19 protein-coding genes are annotated in these 18,766 nt (G+C 70.9%); 12 read left to right on the top strand and 7 right to left on the bottom strand.

Annotated elements, in window-relative coordinates; translation table 11 throughout:
- Positions 1-58 precede the first annotated feature (58 nt).
- From QFZ82_RS21765 to pstB, 7 genes are all read left to right on the top strand, one after another.
- On the top strand, positions 59-2,290 hold the full coding sequence (locus QFZ82_RS21765; RefSeq protein ID WP_307714742.1) for an RNA degradosome polyphosphate kinase: 2,232 nt from the start codon (positions 59-61) through the stop codon (positions 2,288-2,290).
- Entirely contained in the window at positions 2,277-3,467 is a 1,191-nt protein-coding gene (locus tag QFZ82_RS21760; protein WP_307714741.1) for a CHAD domain-containing protein, read from the top strand. Before QFZ82_RS21765 ends, QFZ82_RS21760 begins: the two co-directional genes overlap by 14 nt.
- A complete protein-coding gene (locus QFZ82_RS21755; RefSeq protein WP_307714740.1) occupies positions 3,464-3,880 on the top strand; it encodes an NUDIX hydrolase in 417 nt (138 codons plus the stop codon). Before QFZ82_RS21760 ends, QFZ82_RS21755 begins: the two co-directional genes overlap by 4 nt.
- 238 nt (positions 3,881-4,118) lie before the next feature.
- On the top strand, positions 4,119-5,246 hold the full coding sequence (gene pstS / locus QFZ82_RS21750) for a phosphate ABC transporter substrate-binding protein PstS (protein WP_307714739.1): 1,128 nt from the start codon (positions 4,119-4,121) through the stop codon (positions 5,244-5,246).
- Positions 5,247-5,347: 101 nt separating this feature from the next.
- Complete coding sequence (gene pstC, locus QFZ82_RS21745; RefSeq protein ID WP_307714738.1) at positions 5,348-6,349, top strand: phosphate ABC transporter permease subunit PstC; 1,002 nt, start codon at positions 5,348-5,350, stop codon at positions 6,347-6,349.
- On the top strand, positions 6,346-7,422 hold the full coding sequence (gene pstA / locus QFZ82_RS21740; RefSeq protein ID WP_307714737.1) for a phosphate ABC transporter permease PstA: 1,077 nt from the start codon (positions 6,346-6,348) through the stop codon (positions 7,420-7,422). Before pstC ends, pstA begins: the two co-directional genes overlap by 4 nt.
- Positions 7,423-7,472: 50 nt before the next feature.
- On the top strand, positions 7,473-8,249 hold the full coding sequence (gene pstB, locus QFZ82_RS21735) for a phosphate ABC transporter ATP-binding protein PstB (protein WP_307714736.1): 777 nt from the start codon (positions 7,473-7,475) through the stop codon (positions 8,247-8,249).
- A gap of 626 nt (positions 8,250-8,875) precedes the next feature.
- Here pstB and QFZ82_RS21730 read toward each other — a convergent pair.
- Entirely contained in the window at positions 8,876-9,874 is a 999-nt protein-coding gene (locus tag QFZ82_RS21730) for an inorganic phosphate transporter (protein ID WP_307714735.1), read from the bottom strand.
- 5 nt (positions 9,875-9,879) lie between these two features.
- On the bottom strand, positions 9,880-10,500 hold the full coding sequence (locus QFZ82_RS21725) for a DUF47 domain-containing protein (protein ID WP_307714734.1): 621 nt from the start codon (positions 10,498-10,500) through the stop codon (positions 9,880-9,882).
- Positions 10,501-10,693: 193 nt separating this feature from the next.
- Between QFZ82_RS21725 and QFZ82_RS21720 the strand changes: the two genes are divergently transcribed.
- On the top strand, positions 10,694-11,038 hold the full coding sequence (locus QFZ82_RS21720; protein ID WP_218183572.1) for a metal-sensitive transcriptional regulator: 345 nt from the start codon (positions 10,694-10,696) through the stop codon (positions 11,036-11,038).
- Positions 11,039-11,149: 111 nt separating this feature from the next.
- On the opposite strand, the gene QFZ82_RS21715 is transcribed toward QFZ82_RS21720, so the two are convergent.
- On the bottom strand, positions 11,150-11,341 hold the full coding sequence (locus QFZ82_RS21715; RefSeq protein WP_307714733.1) for a hypothetical protein: 192 nt from the start codon (positions 11,339-11,341) through the stop codon (positions 11,150-11,152).
- 168 nt (positions 11,342-11,509) lie between these two features.
- Positions 11,510-12,334, bottom strand: coding sequence for a hypothetical protein (locus QFZ82_RS21710; RefSeq protein ID WP_307714732.1), 825 nt, complete (start codon positions 12,332-12,334; stop codon positions 11,510-11,512).
- 163 nt (positions 12,335-12,497) lie between these two features.
- On the opposite strand from QFZ82_RS21710, the gene QFZ82_RS21705 reads away from it, so the two are divergent.
- Positions 12,498-12,662 carry a hypothetical protein gene (locus QFZ82_RS21705; RefSeq protein WP_307714730.1) on the top strand — a complete coding sequence of 55 codons (165 nt, stop codon included), beginning with the start codon at positions 12,498-12,500 and terminating at the stop codon, positions 12,660-12,662.
- A gap of 73 nt (positions 12,663-12,735) precedes the next feature.
- Positions 12,736-14,304 (top strand): FAD-binding oxidoreductase, encoded by a 1,569-nt coding sequence (locus tag QFZ82_RS21700; RefSeq protein WP_307714729.1) that lies wholly within the window; start codon positions 12,736-12,738, stop codon positions 14,302-14,304.
- Between the two features lie 22 nt (positions 14,305-14,326).
- Here the strand turns inward: QFZ82_RS21700 and QFZ82_RS21695 are convergent, their stop codons facing one another.
- Together QFZ82_RS21695 and QFZ82_RS21690 are read right to left on the bottom strand one after the other, a co-directional pair.
- Positions 14,327-15,070: a phosphatase PAP2 family protein gene (locus tag QFZ82_RS21695; protein WP_307714728.1), complete on the bottom strand. Its 744-nt coding sequence runs from the start codon at positions 15,068-15,070 to the stop codon at positions 14,327-14,329.
- 241 nt (positions 15,071-15,311) lie between these two features.
- Positions 15,312-16,325 carry a bifunctional lytic transglycosylase/C40 family peptidase gene (locus QFZ82_RS21690; RefSeq protein WP_307714727.1) on the bottom strand — a complete coding sequence of 338 codons (1,014 nt, stop codon included), beginning with the start codon at positions 16,323-16,325 and terminating at the stop codon, positions 15,312-15,314.
- Between the two features lie 380 nt (positions 16,326-16,705).
- Between QFZ82_RS21690 and QFZ82_RS21685 the strand changes: the two genes are divergently transcribed.
- Both QFZ82_RS21685 and QFZ82_RS21680 read left to right on the top strand, forming a co-directional pair.
- Positions 16,706-16,897, top strand: coding sequence for a hypothetical protein (locus tag QFZ82_RS21685; RefSeq protein ID WP_307714726.1), 192 nt, complete (start codon positions 16,706-16,708; stop codon positions 16,895-16,897).
- Positions 16,898-17,048: 151 nt separating this feature from the next.
- Positions 17,049-17,843: a thioesterase family protein gene (locus QFZ82_RS21680; protein WP_307714725.1), complete on the top strand. Its 795-nt coding sequence runs from the start codon at positions 17,049-17,051 to the stop codon at positions 17,841-17,843.
- A gap of 14 nt (positions 17,844-17,857) precedes the next feature.
- Here the strand turns inward: QFZ82_RS21680 and QFZ82_RS21675 are convergent, their stop codons facing one another.
- A complete protein-coding gene (locus QFZ82_RS21675; RefSeq protein WP_307714724.1) occupies positions 17,858-18,664 on the bottom strand; it encodes an SAM-dependent methyltransferase in 807 nt (268 codons plus the stop codon).
- Positions 18,665-18,766: the final 102 nt, after the last annotated feature.

The following is an 18,766-nucleotide window of genomic DNA, read 5'->3' as shown; positions in this document are numbered from 1 at the left end:
CCTCGCCCCGGCCCTCTCCGACGCGCCGGTGACTCTTTCCGCGCGGAAGAATGGGTTCATGAGCCAGCAGCCCGCCGAGGTCCCGGTCCAGCACCCCCAGCCGTCCGTCGCGTCCATAGCCGCACACCGGCCGCACACCGTGGCCGCCACCGTCTCCGATCTCGAACCCGACATCGACGCGGATCTCGACACGTACGTGGAGGACGCGGAGCAAGCGCTCGCCGGCGAGCTGCCCCAGGGGCGGTTCCTCGACCGCGAGCGCAGTTGGCTCGCGTTCAACGAACGTGTCCTGGAGCTCGCCGAGGATCCGGCCACGCCCCTGCTGGAGCGGGCCAACTTCCTCGCGATCTTCGCGTCCAACCTGGACGAGTTCTTCATGGTCCGGGTGGCCGGACTGAAGCGCCGCATCGCCACCGGCGTCGCCACCCGCTCGGCCTCGGGCCTCCAGCCCCGCGAGGTCCTCGACCTGATCTGGACCCGCTCGCGCGAGATCATGGCCCGCCACGCCGCCTGCTTCCAGCAGGACGTCGCCCCCGCGCTCGCCGACGAGGGCATCCACCTCATCCGCTGGCCCGAGCTCACCGAGAAGGAGCAGGCCCGCCTCTTCACCCTGTTCCGGCAGCAGATCTTCCCGGTCCTCACGCCGCTGGCCGTGGACCCCGCGCACCCCTTCCCGTACATCTCGGGACTCTCGCTGAACCTCGCCGTCGTCGTGCGCAACCCGGTCAGCGGCCACCGCCACTTCGCCCGCGTCAAGGTGCCGCCGCTGCTCTCCCGCTTCCTGGAGGCCAGCCCGCAGCGGTACGTGCCGCTGGAGGACGTCATCGCGGCGCACCTCGAAGAGCTGTTCCCGGGCATGGAGGTCCTCGCCCACCACATGTTCCGGGTGACCCGGAACGAGGACCTGGAGGTCGAGGAGGACGACGCCGAGAACCTGCTGCAGGCCCTGGAGAAGGAGCTCATGCGGCGCCGCTTCGGCCCGCCGGTCCGCCTGGAGGTCGAGGAGTCCATCGACCCGTACGTGCTCGACCTGCTGGTGCGCGAGCTGAAGGTCTCCGACGCCGAGGTGTACCCGCTGCCCGGGCCGCTGGACCTCACCGGTCTGTTCGGGATCTCGGCGCTGGACCGGCCCGAGCTGAAGTTCCCGAAGTTCGTCGCGGGCACGCACCGGGACCTGGCCGAGGTCGAGTCCGCGTCCGCGCCCGACATCTTCATGGCCCTGCGCGAACGGGACGTGCTGCTGCACCACCCGTACGACTCGTTCTCCACCTCCGTCCAGGCCTTCCTGGAGCAGGCCGCGGCCGACCCCGACGTCCTCGCCATCAAGCAGACGCTGTACCGCACCTCCGGCGACTCCCCGATCGTCGACGCGCTCATCGACGCTGCCGAGTCCGGCAAGCAGGTCCTCGTCCTGGTCGAGATCAAGGCCCGCTTCGACGAGCAGGCCAACATCAAGTGGGCGCGCAAGCTGGAGGAGGCCGGCTGCCATGTCGTCTACGGGCTCGTGGGCCTCAAAACGCACTGCAAGCTGTCGCTCGTCGTACGCCAGGAGGGCGAGACGCTGCGGCGCTACTCGCACGTCGGCACCGGCAACTACCACCCCAAGACCGCCCGGCTCTACGAGGACCTGGGGCTGCTGACCGCGGACCCGCAGGTCGGCGCGGACCTCTCCGACCTCTTCAACCGGCTCTCCGGCTACTCGCGCCGCGAGACCTACCGCAGGCTGCTGGTCGCGCCAAAGTCGCTGCGGGACGGGCTGATCTCGCGGATCAACAAGGAGATCACCCACCACCGCGCCGGACGCCCCGCCTATGTCCGCATCAAGGTCAACTCCATGGTGGACGAGGCGATCATCGACGCCTGCTACCGGGCGGCGGCGGCCGGCGTCCCGGTCGACATCTGGGTACGCGGCATCTGCGCGATACGCCCCGGTGTGGCGGGCCTCTCGGAGAACGTCCGGGTGCGCTCGATACTCGGCCGCTTCCTGGAGCACTCCCGCGTCTTCGCCTTCGGCAACGGGGGCGAGCCGGAGGTGTGGTTCGGAAGCGCCGACATGATGCACCGCAACCTCGATCGCCGCATCGAGGCACTGGTACGGGTCACCGACCCGGCCCACCGCGCGGCCCTGACCCGGCTGCTGGAGACGGGCATGTCCGACACCACGTCGTCCTGGCACCTCGGCCCGGACGGCGCGTGGACCCGGCACGCCACGGACTCCGACGGTCAGCCGCTGCGGCACGTACAGGAGATGCTCATAGACGCCCGGAGGCGCCGGCGTGCACAGCCCTGAACTTTCCCGCGACACCGCCACGGCGGGCGAGGCGGTGGCCCACTACCTCCACGCGCAGGCGGGGGACTTCCTGCGCAGCCTGCGGCTGCACGGCGAGAGCGGTGCGGACACGGCGGGCGCCTCGGAGGCGGCGCGCGCCCTGAGGGCGGCGGCGCGCCGGATCAGCGGGACGCTGTACACCTTCCGCCCGCTGCTGGACCCGGCGTGGGCGGACGACCTGCGCACGGAACTGGGCTGGCTCTCCTCGACGCTGGCACTGGAACACGCCTGCACGTCCCGCCTGTCCCGCCTGCTGGACGCCCTGTCCCGCCTGTCGGGCGCGTCCCCGCTCCCGCCGGCGAGGACGGAACTCTCCCCGCTGCACGCCGCCCCGGCCCGGTGCGCCGCGCCTGAAGCCGGCGGCCCGACGGCCGCCGTGGGCAGTCGCGCCGGGCGGGACGCGGCAGGCGGCGGGGGATCCCCGGCCGGCCACAACCTCGGCGCAGGCCACGGGGCCGGGGCCGACGGCCCCGCAAGCCCGGGGCGCGGGGCCGGGGCCGCGCGCGGTGGCGTGCTCAACGTCGGTGCCGCGCGGGCCGGCGCCCTGCTGGAGCGGCAGCTCACCCTCGCCCGGACGAGGGCGCACTCCGCCGCGCTGCAGGCGCTCGGCTCCTCCCGGTTCCACGCCGTCGCCGACGCCGTCGCCTTACTGGCCTCCGACCTCCCCCTGGCCCCCGCGGCCGCCGGCCCGGCCGCCGACACGCTCGGCCTGCTCGCCGAGGTCGCGGAGCGTCGCCTGCTGGACGCCGTCGCCCAGCTCCCCCTGGGCCGCGCGGCCCACCCGTACAACGCGGACGCCCTGGTCAACGGCCTCACGACCGCCACTGCCGGCGAGGAGCAGGACGCCCCCTGGCACGAGGTCCGCAGGCTGGTGCGGCTGCACCGCTACGCCCAGGAGGTACTGCACCCCGGTGCCGACCCGGTCCTGTGCCACGCCGGGCGGGTGCTGGACCACCACCGCGACGCCGCCGAGGCGTCCGAGGCCGCCGCGGCGGCCGCCCGTACGCCCCGGATCGCACCGGCCACCGCGTACGCCCTCGGTGTGCTCCACGCCGACCAGCGGCACGAGGTCGAGGCCGCCAGGTTCGCCTTCCAGCAGGAATGGCGGCACGCCACGGTGACCGTCAGCGCGCCATGAACGACGGCACGGTGCTCGCCGCCGGCGTCGTGCTGTGGCGCCGGTCGCCGCACGGACACGACGGCATCGAGATCTGCCTCGTCCACCGGCCCGAGTACGACGACTGGTCGCACCCCAAGGGCAAGCTCAAGCACGGTGAGGACGCCATCGGTGCCGCTCTGCGCGAGGTCCTGGAGGAGACCGGCCACCGGTGCGTCCCGGGGGCCCGGCTGCCCTCCGTCCGCTACATCGCGGGCGGGCGCCCCAAGCACGTCACGTACTGGGCCGCCGAGGCCCGCTCGGGGTCCTTCGCCGCCAGCCGCGAGGTCGACCGCATCGTCTGGCTGCCGCCCGCCGCCGCGCGCGAGCGCCTCACGCAGCCCCGCGACCGCACGCTGGTCGACGCCCTTCTCCAGGCGCTGCACACCGCCTGACTCCCACCGCGCACCACCGCCCCACCGACGCCGCCGGCGTGACCACGCCCTCGATCGAGGCAATCCCGGGAGCGGCACCGGGCCGCCGGACACGGTTCACCTTGCGTTCACTCTCCCCCGTCGGCCGCTTCACCTGATCTGCCTAATTTCGGCCGTACACGGTGACCGGTGCAGTGCCGGTCCGCCGCCCCCGACGCACGCCGCACACGATCGCGGCAACTGGAAGGAACACCCGAAAGTGAAGCTTCAGCGCAAGAACGGGCTTCGCGCCACCGCGCTCGGTGCCCTCGCCCTGTCCGGCGCCCTGGTCCTCACGGCGTGTGGTTCGGACGACAACACCACCCCCGGCTCCGGCGAGAAGACCGGCGCTGCGTCGAACATCAAGTGTGACGGCGCCAAGGGCAAGCTCCTCGCCTCCGGCTCCAGCGCCCAGAAGAACGCCATGGACCTCTGGATCAAGAACTACATGGCCGCCTGCTCGGGCATCGAGGTCAACTACAAGTCCTCCTCCTCCGGTGAAGGCATCGTCGCCTTCAACCAGGGCACCGTCGGCTTCGCCGGCTCCGACTCCGCGCTCAAGCCCGAAGAGGTCGAGGAGTCCAAGAAGGTCTGCAAGTCCGGCCAGGGCATCAACCTGCCGATGGTCGGCGGCCCGATCGCCCTCGGTTACAACCTGTCCGGCGTCGACAAGCTGAACCTGGACGCCCCCACGATCGCCAAGATCTTCAACGGCAAGATCAAGAACTGGAACGACCCGGCGATCGCCAAGCTGAACGAGGGCGCCAAGCTCCCGGACAAGCCGATCCAGGCCTTCCACCGCTCCGAGGACTCCGGCACCACCCAGAACCTCGGCAAGTACCTCGGCGCCACCGCCAAGGCCGACTGGCCGTACGAGGCCGAGAAGAAGTGGCCGGCCCCCGGTGGCCAGGCCGCGTCCGGCTCCTCCGGTGTCGCCGCCCAGGTCAAGCAGAACGACGGCGCGATCGGCTACTTCGAGCTGTCGTACGCCACCTCGCAGTCCATCCCCACCGTGAACATCGCCACGGGCGCCGCCGCCCCGGTCGAGGCCACGTCGGAGAACGCCTCCAAGGCCATCGCCGCCGCCAAGATCAAGGGCACCGGCAAGGACCTGGCGCTCGACCTCGACTACGCCACGAAGGCCGAGGGCGCGTACCCGATCGTCCTGGTGACCTACGAGGTCGTCTGCGACTCCGGCAACAAGCCCGAGACGCTGGGCACGGTCAAGTCCTTCCTGACCTACACGGCCGGCGACGAGGGCCAGAAGGTCCTGTCCGAGGCCGGCTACGCCCCGATCCCGGCCGAGATCAACGCCAAGGTCCGCGAGACCGTCGCGGGTCTGAAGTAACGCAGCAGGCCGGCGGGGGCCCGTCCGCCCCCGCCGGCCCGCCCTCCGGTGCACCGCCGCCAGGGGAGCCGAGCGCTCCCCCACCACAGACCGGAAAGATCATGGCTACCACCACACCCACAGACTCTCTTCCACCCACGCCGGCTCCGCCGGTCACCGGGCTGAACAGCAAATCCACGGGCCGCGCAGGCGACAAGATCTTCCTCGGTCTGTCCCGCGGGTCCGGCATTCTGCTGCTGGTGATCATGGCGTCGATCGCCGTCTTCCTCACCTACCGCGCCTCGCTCGCCATATCGAGGAACGAGGGCAACTTCCTCACCACCTTCGACTGGAACCCGGCGGGCGACCCGCCGGTCTTCGGCATCGCGGTACTGCTGTTCGGCACCGTGGTCAGCTCGATCATCGCGATGGTGATCGCCGTGCCCATCGCCGTCGGCATCGCGCTGTTCATCTCCCACTACGCGCCGCGCAGGCTCGCCGCCCCCATCGCCTACGTCATCGACCTGCTGGCCGCCGTGCCGTCGATCATCTACGGCATCTGGGGCGCGCTGTTCCTCGTCCCGTACCTCGAGGGCCTCAACCTCTGGCTCGACCAGTTCTTCGGCTGGACGTACGTCTTCGAGAAGACCGAGGTCGGCGTCGCCCGCTCGCTGTTCACCGTGGGCATCCTGCTCGCCATCATGATCCTTCCGATCGTGACGAGTGTGAGCCGGGAGGTCTTCCTCCAGGTCCCGCGCATGAACGAGGAGGCCGCCCTGGCCCTCGGCGCGACCCGCTGGGAGGTCATCCGCATGTCCGTCCTGCCCTTCGGCCGCTCCGGTGTCATCTCGGCCTCGATGCTCGGCCTCGGCCGGGCGCTGGGCGAGACCATGGCCGTCGCCACGGTGCTTTCCCCGAGCTTCCTGATCTCGCTGCACGTGCTGAACCCGGGCGGCGGGACGTTCGCCCAGAACATCGCCGCGAAGTTCGACGAGGCCAACGAGTTCGGGCGGGACGCCCTGATCGCCTCGGGCCTGGTCCTCTTCGTCCTCACCCTGCTGGTCAACGGCGCGGCCCGCCTGATCATCGCGCGCCGCAAGGAGTACTCGGGGGCCAACGCATGAGCCAGACCGCCGTCAAGGAAACGCCCGCGCCCGCCACGCCGGATCGCCGCGGAGGCCTCAGCAGCCGTGCGCTGCCCCGCTGGGCGCCCGCCGGGTTCGCCGTCGTCTCGATCGCCCTGGGCGCCGGGCTGGGCAACGTCGCAGGCTGGGAGAGCCGCATCCAGTGGGGTCTGCTCTCCGCCCTGTTCTTCGTCGTCATCTCGTACGTCGCCACCAGCGCGGTGGAGAACCGGCGCCAGGCCAAGGACCGGCTCGCGACCAGCATCGTCTGGGTCTGCTTCGTCCTCGCCGTCATCCCGCTGCTCTCCCTGATCTGGGTCACGGTCAGCCGCGGCATGAAGGTCCTCGACGGGTACTTCCTCACCCACTCGATGGCCGGCGTCCCCGGTTTCGAGGTCGGCGGCGGCGTCTACCACGCGATCCTCGGCACCCTGGAGCAGGTCGGCCTCGCCACCCTGGTCTCCGTGCCGATCGGCCTTCTGACCGCCGTCTACCTGGTCGAGTACGGCAAGGGAGCACTGGCCAAGGCGGTGACGTTCTTCGTCGACGTCATGACGGGCATCCCGTCGATCGTGGCCGGTCTGTTCGTGCTGTCGATCATGCTGATGTTCCAGCTCGCGCCGTCCGGCCTGATGGGCGCCTTCGCCCTCGCGATCCTGATGATCCCCGTCGTCGTCCGTTCCACGGAGGAGATGCTCAAGCTCGTCCCGAACGAGCTGCGCGAGGCGTCCCTCGCGCTCGGTGTCCCGAAGTGGCGCACGATCACCAAGGTGGTCATCCCCACCGCGCTCGGCGGCATCACCACCGGTGTGATGCTCGCGATCGCCCGTATCGCCGGTGAGACTGCACCGATCATGCTGCTCGTCTTCGGCAGCCAGCTGATCAACCCCAATCCGTTCGAAGGCGCCCAGTCGTCGCTCCCCTTCTACATCTGGGAGCAGTACCGGGTCGGCAGCGAGGCGTCGTACGACCGCGCCTGGGCCGCCGCCCTGGTGCTGATCGCCTTCGTCATGCTGCTCAACCTGGTCGCCCGCGGCATCGCCCGCTGGAAGGCCCCGAAGACCGGCCGCTGAGGCCACGACATCGGCTCCGCCGACGCGGGGCATTCTGGAAGTGAAGTGACATGGCCAAGCGAATCGACGTCAGCGGCCTGACCGCCTACTACGGCTCCCACAAAGCGATCGAGGACATCTCGATGACGGTGGAGCCCCGCTCCGTGACGGCCTTCATCGGCCCGTCCGGCTGCGGCAAGTCCACGTTCCTGCGCACCCTGAACCGCATGCACGAGGTCACCCCCGGTGGCCGCGTCGAGGGCAAGGTGATGCTGGACGACGAGAACCTCTACGGCTCCGGTGTCGACCCGGTCGCGGTGCGCCGCACGGTCGGCATGGTCTTCCAGCGGCCGAACCCGTTCCCGACGATGTCGATCTTCGACAACGTCGCGGCGGGGCTGCGGCTGAACGGGAACTACAAGAAGTCCGAGCTGAGCGACGTCGTCGAGAAGTCCCTCAAGGGCGCGAACCTCTGGAACGAGGTCAAGGACCGCCTCAACAAGCCGGGCTCGGGTCTGTCCGGCGGTCAGCAGCAGCGTCTGTGCATCGCCCGCGCGATCGCGGTCGAGCCCGACGTGCTGCTGATGGACGAGCCCTGCTCGGCGCTCGACCCGATCTCGACGCTCGCGATCGAGGACCTGATCGGTGAGCTGAAGGAGCGCTTCACGATCGTCATCGTGACGCACAACATGCAGCAGGCGGCGCGCGTCTCGGACCGCACGGCCTTCTTCAACCTGGCGGCGGTCGGTCAGCCCGGCAGGCTCGTCGAGATCGACGACACCGAGCGGATCTTCGCCAACCCGTCCGTCCAGGCGACCGAGGACTACATCTCGGGACGCTTCGGATAAGACGTCTTGGGGTGCTGCATGGCGGTGCCACCCACAAGACGACGGGCCCGCCCCCTCTCCCAGGGGGCGGGCCCACGCATGTCCCGCCCCCCGGGTCTCCCGGCGCGGCTGTCTGGCAAGCTCTCGCCTACCAGGGCGCAGGGCGACCGGTTTGCCAGGTCCTGAATCACACCCGTCAAGCCAGGGCGCCCAGAGGCCCGGGGCGGATCCCCGAAGCTCCCGCCCCGCCAAACCGGGGCCTGGGGGCCACGGGCCCGGGCCAGGGAGCCCGGGACGTGGAGCGAAGCCCCGATAGCCCGCGCCCGCCAGGGCGCAGGGCTGGGGACCTGGGGCGAAGCCCCCACAGGCCGCGCCCGCCAGGGCGCAGGGCTGGGGACCTGGGGCGAAGCCCCCACAAGCGCCCGTCAGGGGGCAGGGGCAGGGGACCTGGGGCGAAGCCCCCACAAGCGCCTGTCAGGGGGCAGGGGCAGGGGACGGGGCGAAGCCCCCCGCAAAGCCCGCGCCCGCCAGGGCGCAGGGCCACGGGGGCTGGGGCGGAGCCCCAGTTCGGGAAGGGGCGGGGTGGGGAAAAGGCAAAGGCCCCCGCCACCCCGAAGAGCGGCAGGGGCCCGACACAGCACCCGGCGTCAGCCGAAGACCAGATACACCACGCCGTAGCTCAGCGCAGCGACCGCCGCCGCCGCCGGCATCGTGATGAACCACCCCAGCACGATGTTCTTCGCGACACCCCACCGCACCGCGTTCACCCGCTTCGTCGCCCCGACACCCATGATCGCCGAGGTGATCACATGCGTCGTCGAGATCGGCGCGTGGAACAGGAACGCCGAGCCGAACATGATCGACGCCCCCGTCGTCTCCGCCGCGAACCCTTGCGGCGGGTCCAGCTCGATGATCTTGCGGCCCAGCGTCCGCATGATGCGCCAGCCGCCCGCGTACGTGCCCAGCGACAGCATCACCGCACAGGCGATCTTCACCCACGTCGGGATCGGGTCGCCCGCGTTCTCCACGTCGGCGATGACCAGGGCCATCACCACGATGCCCATGGTCTTCTGGGCGTCCTGCAGACCGTGCCCGAGGGCCATACCGGCCGCCGACACCGTCTGCGCGATGCGGAAACCGCGCTTCGCCTTGTGCGGATTGGCATTCCGGAACATCCACAGGATCGCGACCATCACCAGATAACCGGCGATCATGCCGACGAACGGCGACACGAACATCGGGATGACGATCTTCTCGACCACTCCGGTCCAGATCACATCCGTCCCGCCCGCGAGCGCCGCGCCGACCATCCCGCCGAACAGCGCGTGCGACGAGGAGGACGGCAGCCCGAAGTACCAGGTGATCAGGTTCCACACGATCGCGCCGACGAGGGCGGCGAACAGGATGCCCATGCCGCGGTCGCCGTGCGGGGTCTCGATGAGCCCCTCGCTGACGGTCTTGGCGACGCCCTGTCCGAGGAACGCGCCCGCGAGGTTCATCACCGCGGCCATCGCCAGCGCCACGCGCGGCGTCAGAGCACGCGTGGAGACGGATGTCGCGATCGCGTTCGCGGAGTCGTGGAAGCCGTTGGTGTACGTGAATCCGAGCGCGACACCAATGGTCACGATCAGGGCAAAGGTGTCCACGAAGCTCAGGACTCCTTGACCGCGATGGTCTCCACCGTGTTCGCGACGTGCTCGAACGCGTCGGCGGCCTCTTCCAGCACGTCCACGATCTGCTTGAGCTTGAGCACCTCGATGGCGTCGTACTTGCCGTTGAAGAGTTGGGCCAGCAGCTTGCGGTGGATCTGGTCCGCCTGGTTCTCCAGCCGGTTGACCTCGATCCAGTACTCGGTGAGGTTGTCCATGGTGCGCAGGTGCGGCATGGCCTCGGCGGTCAGCTCGGCCGCCCGCGCCAGGACCTCGATCTGCTGCTCGACACCCTTGGGCAGTTCTTCGATGTTGTAGAGGACGACGAGGTCGACGGCCTCCTCCATGAAGTCCATGATGTCGTCGAGCGACGACGCGAGCGAGTAGATGTCCTCGCGGTCGAACGGCGTGATGAACGAGGAGTTCAGCTGGTGGAAGATCGCATGGGTGGCGTCGTCCCCGGCGTGCTCGGCTGCCCGCATCCGCTCCGCGATCTCGGCCCGCGCGGAGGACTCCGCACCGAGCAGTTCCATCAGGAGCTTCGAGCCGGTCACGATGTTGTCCGCGGATGCCGCGAACATGTCGTAGAAGCTCGTCTCCCTGGGGGTCAGACGAAATCGCACGTGGGGTCCTCGGGGTGCTTTGGATTCGGTCAGGCTGATGCTAGGCGCATCATCCGGCCACGGCTAACCGGCAAGGTCCCAGTGTCGCCCATGAACCACCGTGATCAGCACAGACCCCCACGAGATCCCGCACGATTCGTTACCATATACCCACGAGGGGTATACGACCCTTTCTGGACAACGGGAGGACGCGATGACGACCACCGAGGCGGCCGGCCCCCCGGTCACGGACCCCGGCACCGACCACGACCACGGCGTGCACGGCTACCACAAGCAGAAGAACGAGCACCTCAAGCGGCTGCGCCGCATCGAGGGGCAGATCCGGGGCCTGCAGCGGATGGTCGACGAGGACGTCTACTGCATCGACATACTCACCCAGGTATCGGCCTCGACCAAGGCGCTGCAGTCCTTCGCGCTCCAGCTCCTGGAGGAGCACCTGCGGCACTGCGTCGCGGACGCGGCCGTCAAGGGCGGCGACGAGGTGGACGCCAAGGTGGAGGAGGCGACGAAGGCGATCGCCCGCCTGCTGCGCACCTGACCAGGCCGTTTCGATCCGTTTCGCCCTGTCCTGCCCGGTGGTCCCCCGCACGGCGCGGGGCGCTGCGAGTGGCTTGATCCATACGCTCCGGTCAACGAGGAGTGGCGATCATCACCCGCCGAGCGCCCCCGCCGGCCTCTCCGCCGCCACCATCAGCACCTCGTCGATACGGTCGGCACTGAGCCGGTCCTCGTGGGCGGCGGACGCGGCGATCATCAGCTCGCCGCACAATTCGATCTCGGCGAGGGCAACGGCCACGTGGTCCTCCTGGACCGTCGGCGTACTGGGCGGAGCCACGTGCAATCACCTCTTCCGGCCGATGTCGGTTCCCTAGCGTAGGGAGCGGGACACAGACCGCGCATGGCACGTCCGGACCATTTGGAACCTGGCCTTCCCGGGCCCCTCGGCCCCGCCCGCACGCCGGCCCGCACGCCCGAGCGCCGGCCCGTCCGGCCCGCACTCCGACGTGGCTCAGGCCTTGACCTTGCCGGAGTAGATGTCCTCGGCGGCCGGAAGCCGTACGTCCACCGGTGTCCCGAAGTCGAACAGCACGGTCGTCGAGGTGACCGCCACCGTCCGGCCCTCGTTCGCGAAGGTGAAACGGTGCCTCACCTTGAGCAGCCGGCCCGACTCGTCGAGGTACGCGTCGAACGGGACCACGTCCTTGGTGAACCCTTTCGCCGCCGCCGCCAGCGACGCCCGCGCGTGCGGCTGTGCCGCCGACGCCGCCCTGCCGATGTCCGTCGTCCCGCGGAAGTGCCGCACCTTCCGGCCGGACATCTCCGTCTCCCCCACGTACGTCACCTGCTCGGTGCCGCGCAGCAGCTCGGCGGCGGCCAGCGGGTCGGTCGCGCCGCCGGTGACGAGGTTCCCGTCCTCCAGCGTGGTGGTGTCCACCCGCACCCACTTGTCCGCGGGCACCCCGGCGCCCCGGTTCTTCATGTACAGCGCGCCCGGCGTGAACAGCTCCGTGATCGGCTCGTGCCCGGCCTCACCGGCGGGGTCCGGCGGGAGGACGACGGTGAGCCGGCCCATGCGCCGGGCGAAGTCGTATCCACCCTCGCCGCGGATGGTGACCCGGGTCCCGCCGGCCGCCATCTCCATCGAGGTGCGGGCCCTGGAGCTCTTCGCCCCCGCCAGCACGTCCGCCGCCCTGCGGACCTCCTCGGCCGAGCCCCGGCCCTTGCCGTCCTCGGCGGCACCCGCGCCGGAGCACCCGGTGGCGGCCATCACCCCCACCACTGTCGCCGCGACGGCGATCGCGCCGCCCCTGCGCCTGTGCTGCTGCACCACCATCGCCTGTCAACCCCCAACGCCGGACCGCTGCTTGGACGAATCCCACCCGCGCCCCTCGGCCCGAGGGGCCTGTGGGCACCCGCCTCGCATAACGACGGCCCGGTCACCTCGTCACGCCGGGCCCAGGGCATCGCGACACGCTGGGGCGCAGTACGGTTGACCGGTGTCCCAGCGAGACGAGCCCGTCGGTGATCCGGCGCACCTGACCACGACCGTCGAGCGTGGTTCCTTCGCCGTCGCCCGTTGCAGCTGCGGCTGGTCGGGGCCCGCCCGGCGGTCCCGCGACCGGGCGCGTACGGACGCCCGTACGCACGCCACCGCCTCCTGACACGACCTGGTCGTCGGCAGGACTCGCGGGAACCCGTCCCGGCCCCGTACCGTCTCCTCTCCCAGGAGGCCCCATGGACCGGCGTGCGCTGCTCACCACCGTTGTTGCTGTCACCACCGCTGTGACGACCGCTGCCTGCAACCGCAGAGACGGCGGTGCCGCCGAGGCGAGCGGGACCACGGCCACGGCCGCCCGCACGCCGACGGCCGCACGGACGCCGGCCGGTCCCGCCGACTGGAGCGCGCTGGCCCGCGGCCTCGACGGGAAGCTGATCCGGCCGGGAGACGCCGACTACGCGAGCGCCCGGCAGCTGTACAACACCCGCTTCGACGGTCAGAAGCCGGCCGCGGTCGCGTACGTCGCGGGTGAGGACGACGTCAAGGAGTGCCTGGCGTACGCGAAGGCGCACGGCGTCCCGGTGTCCATCCGCAACGGTGGCCACTCCTACGGCGGTTGGTCGTCCGGCAACGGCAGGCTCGTCGTCGACGTGTCGTCACTGGACCGTATCGGCGCCGACGGCGTCATCGGCGCGGGCGCCAAACTCGTCGACGTCTACAAGACCCTCGCCCGCCGCGGCCGCACGATCCCCGCGGGCTCCTGCCCCACGGTCGGCGTCTCCGGCCTCACACTCGGCGGCGGCCACGGTGTGACCTCGCGTGCCTACGGCCTGACCTGCGACAGTCTGACCGAGGCGACGCTCGTCACCGCCGACGGCAGGACGCTGACCGCGAGCGCCACGCAGAACAAGGAGCTCTTCTGGGCGCTGCGCGGCGGCGGGAACGGCAACTTCGGCGTGGTGACCGGCTTCCGGTTCCGTACGCACCCGGCGCCGCAGACCGTCACCGCCTACCTGACCTGGCCCTGGTCGAGGGCCGCGGCCGTCATCTCCGCCTGGCAGCGCTGGGGGCCGGCCCAGCCGGACGAGATCTGGTCGTCGCTGCACCTGGCCGCGGGTCCGGGCGGCGTACGTCCGACGCTCTCCGTCGCCGCCTTCACGCTCGGCCGCGAGAGCGACCTGCGCAATGCTCTCGACCGGCTCGCCGATTCCGCAGGCTCGCCCGCGTCCTCGGTGGCGCTGCGGCCGCGCAGCTATCTGGACGCGATGCTCGCCTACGCGGGCTGCCTCTCCCTCACGGACGAGCAGTGCCGCCTGCCCGGCACCACCCCGGGCCGCGGCAAGCAGGGCGCGTTGCCGCGCGAGACGTACGCGGCGGCGTCCGACTTCTTCGACCGCGACCTGGCGCCGGCCGGGGTGCAGGCGCTGATCGCGGCGGCCGAGGGGTTCACCCGCATCCCGGCGGGCCGGGGCGGCGGCGGCTCGATCGCGCTGACCGCGCTCGGCGGCGCGGTGAACCGGGTGGACCCGCTGGCGACGTCGTTCGTGCACCGGCGTTCGCGGATGCTGGCCCAGTACATCGCCGCCTGGCGGCCGGGCACGTCCGGCTCGGCCCAGCAGTCCTGGCTGAGGGACGCCCACGCGTCGATGCGGCGGTACGCCTCGGGCGCGGCGTACCAGAACTATCCGGACCCGAACCTGCGCGACTGGCGCCGGGCCTACTACGGTCCCGCGGCGGACCGGCTCACGCGCGTGAAGCGGCAGTACGACCCGGACCGGCTCTTCGCCCAGCCGCAGGGCCTGTGAGGGCGCCTGCCGCCGAAGACACCTACGCCGCCAGCCCGTTCTCGCCCGCTCCCGCCTCCTCCGTACGCGACTCCGGGATGTCCAGCGGCTCCGTGACCAGTGCGGTGCCGGGGGCCCGCCGGGAGCGCACGAGCCAGGACAGGGGGCGCGATCCGGCGACCGCGGACACCAGCGGGGTGAGCAGCGCCAGGGCGAGCGGGGCGAGCAGCAGGGTCACGGCGGTGCCGAGCGCGAAGCCGCCGATGACGTCGGTCGGGTAGTGCACGCCCATGTACACGCGGCAGAAGCCCTCGGCAACGGCGAGGGCGAGGGCGGCGAGACCGAACGTGCGGTGGGCGATGAAGAGTCCGGCGCCGAACGCCATCGCCAGCGTGGCGTGGTCGCTGACGAAGGAGAAGTCGGTCTTGCCCGCGACGAGGACCTCCAGGCCCTCGTGGTCGACGAACGGCCGGGGCCGTTCGACGAATCCGCGGATCGGGACGTTGACAAGCAGGGCGATCCCGGCCGCGAGCGGCGTCCAGACCAGTCCGGCGACGGCGGCCACGGAGTCGTCGGCGGTGCCGCGCCTGCGGACGCTCCACCAGCACCAGAGGGTGACCAGCACCAGGCCGAGCACGATGCCGTACTCGCCGACGAACTCCATGGTCCGGTCGAACCAGTCCGGTGCGTCCTTGGCCATGCCGTTGATGTCGTAGAGCAGGCCGACGTCGGGGTTCGTCCCGCCCCTCGTCTCCGTCAGGGGGAACCCGATTGCGAGTCCAGACATCTGCCGCGGCCCCTTGCCTTGTGCCACCGGCGCACGTGCCTGTGCGCCGCTCTGCCAACCCCCGTGGTCACTCCGGTGTGCTGCATGGTCAGTGCGGCCGTCCCTGTCAAGGGAACGACATGCTCCCCGGTGTCGTTCCACTCTCCACCGAACGATCACCATGACGTTATCGAAGAGTGACACGTCGTCGCAGCTCAGAGCCCCGACTGAGCAGTCGCATTCCAGCCACCGGGCAGCTGTCTCACGCTGCCGGCAGGTCGGTCGGCAGGGCCGCCGCACCCTCCTTCGTGACGCGGGTCGCGCCGAAGTAGTCCGGAGTGTCGATCTTGTCGAACCGGATCACCGCGCCGGTGTACGGCGCGTTGATCATGTATCCGCCGCCGACGTAGATGCCGACGTGCCGGATCGCGCGCGAGTTGGTCAGGTCGTCCGAGAAGAAGACCAGGTCGCCCGGGAGCAGTTCCTCGCGCGAGGGGTGCGGACCGGCGTTGTACTGGTCGTTGGCCACGCGCGGCAGCTCGATGCCCACCGTGCGGTACGCGGCCTGGGTGAGGCCCGAGCAGTCGAAACGACCGCCCTGCTCGGGCGTGCCGTTGCCGCCCCACAGGTACTTGGTGCCGAGCTTCCGCTGCGCGAAGTAGATGGCCCCGGCGGCCTGGCGCGACGGCTCGACCCTGCCGACGGGCCGCGCGAAGCTCTTCTCCAGACTCCGGATGACCTTCACGTAGTTCTGCGTCTCGCGGTACGGCGGGACGCCGCCGTGCTTGATGACCGCGTACGCACCGGCGTTGTAGGCGGCCAGCATGTTGTCGGTCGGATCACCGGGCGCCTTGCGAACATATCCGGCCAGTTCGCAGTCGTACGAAGCGGCGGACGGAATCGCGTCGGCCGGGTCCCACACGTCGCGGTCGCCGTCCTTGTCGCCGTCTATCCCGTGCGTGGCCCACGTCCCCGGGATGAACTGCGCGATGCCCTGCGCGGCCGCCGGGCTCTGCGCCTTCGGGTTCCAGCCGCTCTCCTGGTAGAGCTGTGCGGCGAGCAGGGCCGGGTTGATGGCGGGGCACAGATTTCCCCACTTCTGCACCAGCGGCTGGTAGCGCGCGGGCACGGCCCCCTTCGCGAGGGCGACCGCGCCGCCCTTGACGCCCCCGCCGAACAGGCCGGCGGCCGCCGAGTAGGTGCCGACGACGAGCAGCGCGACGAAGCTCAGACACAGCCCCACGGACGCACCCGCGATCAGCCACGCCTTACGCACCGTCAACCACCTTTCACCCCACGGTAGTACGCCCGGTGTCAGTGTAGGTGGCCGGTGCGTCGTTCCGGGGGTGGACGACTCCCCCTGTCCGAACCGCATCGGCGCGCCACCGGCACCGGCGCACGCGTCGGCGGTTACGCCAGGCGCTTGGGCCAACTCCGCTCGGTAGCAGGGCGCTTGGCGTGAAAGAGCGTCGCCCCCAGGGGCGGGGCTTACGGTCGCGAGCGGGGCAGCGGCAGTGCGGCCGGCGCCGGTCGCGCGGACACATACCCGCGCAAGTGGTCTGGACCAATTGCCGCTACTCTGTGTAATGCAGCCAGGAAGGCTGAGGCCAGACCCCCTCCGGCGACCACGGCGGGGCCAGCAATACAGGAGCACACGTGAAGAACTCTGCGATCGTGACCGACGCGCCGGGCACGGAGGACACGCAGAAGGGGGGCCTGAAGGGGGCTGTTGCCGCACGCCGACAGGGGCGCCGCGACGACGCCGGCGGCACCGCCGCCACGGTGACGTTCATCGCGCTGCTGGGCATCGCGGTCGCCCTGCTCGGCTACATGGTCGTTTCCGGCTGAAAGTCCGGAGCCGCCAGGAGGGGGCCCGCATCACCCGCAGGGGTCACGCGGGCCCCTTCGCGTACCACCGGCCTCTGGAGCATCCGGTTACCGACAGGTAGCGTGTGTGCCGTACACCCATCCCCCGAGGTGTCAGGGAAGGCGGCCCCGCATGACGGACCTCCAGGCGTTCTTCGAGCGACTCTCCGAGGACCGCTACGCGCCCACCGAACACACCCGTGGCCCGTGGGACGCCGCTTCCCAGCACGCCGGCCCGCCCGCCGCGCTCCTCGGCCGCTCCCTGGAGGAACGCCCCGGCGCGCGCACCGACATGCGGCTCGCCCGGATCACGTACGAGATCCTGCGCCCGGTGCCGATACGCCCGCTGACCGTCGCCGCCTCGGTCGTGCGCTCCGGACGGAGTGTGGAAGTCGCCGAGGCCACGCTGACCCCCGAGGGCGCGGACGCACCCGTGATGCTGGCGAGGGCGCTGCGCGTGCGGACCACCGAGGAGCCGGGCCCCTCCGTCGCGGAGGGCCCGCTCCTCCCCTCGCCCGAGGACACCGCCGCCACGCCCTTCTTCGGCGTCCCGTGGGACATCGGCTACCACACGGCGATGGAGACCCGGTTCGCCGAGGGATCCTGGCTGGACCGAGGGCCCGGAACATGCTGGATGCGCATGCGGATGCCACTCGTCGCGGGCGAGGAGACCCGTCCGCTGGACCGCGTCCTGGTGGCCGCCGACTCCGGCAACGGAATGAGCAACGTCCTGGACTTCTCCCGGCATCTGTTCATCAACCCCGACCTGACGGTCCATCTGCACCGCCACCCGGTGGGCGAGTGGGTCTGCGTCGAGGCACGCACCAGCGTGGACGAGGCGGGCATCGGCCTGGCCGATGCCCGCCTCCACGACGAGAAGGGTCCGATCGGCCGCAGCGCCCAGAGTCTGTTCGTCGGCCCCCGCTGACCCCCGCCGTGCCGTTACGCCTTGCGTCCCACGCCCGCGAACATGGCGACCTCCTCCGGCATCGCGGGGTCTCCCGCGTCCGGGCGCCAGCGGTTGCAGGAGACGATGCCCGGCTCCAGCAGGTCGAGCCCCTCGAAGTAGCGGGTGAGCTGGTCCGGGGTGCGCTGCGTGAGGCGGGGCGTACCGTGCTCGTTCCAGAAGGCGACCGCGGCGTCCACGTCCGGCATCGCGGGGCTGGTGATCGTGTGGGACAGGACGAGGTGGCTGCCGGGCGCCAGGGCGTCCATGAGCCGGCGCACCAGGGCGTACGACTCCTCGTCGTCCTCGACGAAGATGACGACGCCGAGCAGCATCAGCCCGACGGGCCGGCTAAGGTCCAGCGTTTTCGCCGCCCGCTCCAGGATCGCGTCCACGTCCCGCAGATCGGCGTCGAGATAGTCCGTGACGCCTTCCGGACTGCTGGTGAGCAGGGCGCGGGCGTGCACGAGGACGAGCGGGTCGTTGTCCACGTACACGATCCGCGACTCGGGCGCGACGCGCTGCGCCACCTCGTGGGTGTTGTCGGCGCTGGGCAGCCCCGTGCCGATGTCGAGGAACTGCCGGATCCCGGCCTCACCGGCCAGGTACCGCACGGCCCGCCCGAGGAACCGCCGGTCGGCGAGCGCGTACTCCCCGATCCCCGGGTGCAGCGTTCGGATCTGGTCGCCGGCCTCCTGGTCGACGGGGTAGTTGTCCTTGCCGCCGGTCCAGTAGTTCCAGATCCTGGCGGTGTGGGGCCGGGACGTGTCGATGCGGTCGAGAGCGCGCGCGTTGTCGGTCACGCCCGTCAGCCTAGTCAACTCCCGTTGCGCTGAGGAGGGTTGACCACATGGCCGAAAAGCACGCGGCGGTGCAACGGCCTCGCCTGCCCGGCCGTCGTACCT

Origin of the sequence: Streptomyces sp. V4I23, assembly GCF_030817975.1 — a bacterium.
Taxonomy (GTDB): domain Bacteria; phylum Actinomycetota; class Actinomycetes; order Streptomycetales; family Streptomycetaceae; genus Streptomyces.
The sequence above is the reverse complement of the archived record's forward strand: the minus strand, read 5'-3'. Positions and strand labels throughout refer to the sequence as shown.

Excerpts from the sequence above, each read along its gene's own strand:
- pstC (WP_307714738.1), top strand. The coding sequence starts at position 5,348 with ATGGCTACCACCACACCCACAGACTCTCTTCCACCCACGCCGGCTCCG.
- QFZ82_RS21765 (WP_307714742.1), top strand. The coding sequence starts at position 59 with ATGAGCCAGCAGCCCGCCGAGGTCCCGGTCCAGCACCCCCAGCCGTCC.
- QFZ82_RS21720 (WP_218183572.1), top strand. The coding sequence starts at position 10,694 with ATGACGACCACCGAGGCGGCCGGCCCCCCGGTCACGGACCCCGGCACC.
- QFZ82_RS21700 (WP_307714729.1), top strand. The coding sequence starts at position 12,736 with ATGGACCGGCGTGCGCTGCTCACCACCGTTGTTGCTGTCACCACCGCT.
- QFZ82_RS21695 (WP_307714728.1), bottom strand. The coding sequence starts at position 15,070 with ATGTCTGGACTCGCAATCGGGTTCCCCCTGACGGAGACGAGGGGCGGG.
- pstA (WP_307714737.1), top strand. The coding sequence starts at position 6,346 with ATGAGCCAGACCGCCGTCAAGGAAACGCCCGCGCCCGCCACGCCGGAT.
- QFZ82_RS21680 (WP_307714725.1), top strand. The coding sequence starts at position 17,049 with ATGACGGACCTCCAGGCGTTCTTCGAGCGACTCTCCGAGGACCGCTAC.
- QFZ82_RS21755 (WP_307714740.1), top strand. The coding sequence starts at position 3,464 with ATGAACGACGGCACGGTGCTCGCCGCCGGCGTCGTGCTGTGGCGCCGG.
- QFZ82_RS21710 (WP_307714732.1), bottom strand. The coding sequence starts at position 12,334 with ATGGTGGTGCAGCAGCACAGGCGCAGGGGCGGCGCGATCGCCGTCGCG.
- pstB (WP_307714736.1), top strand. The coding sequence starts at position 7,473 with ATGGCCAAGCGAATCGACGTCAGCGGCCTGACCGCCTACTACGGCTCC.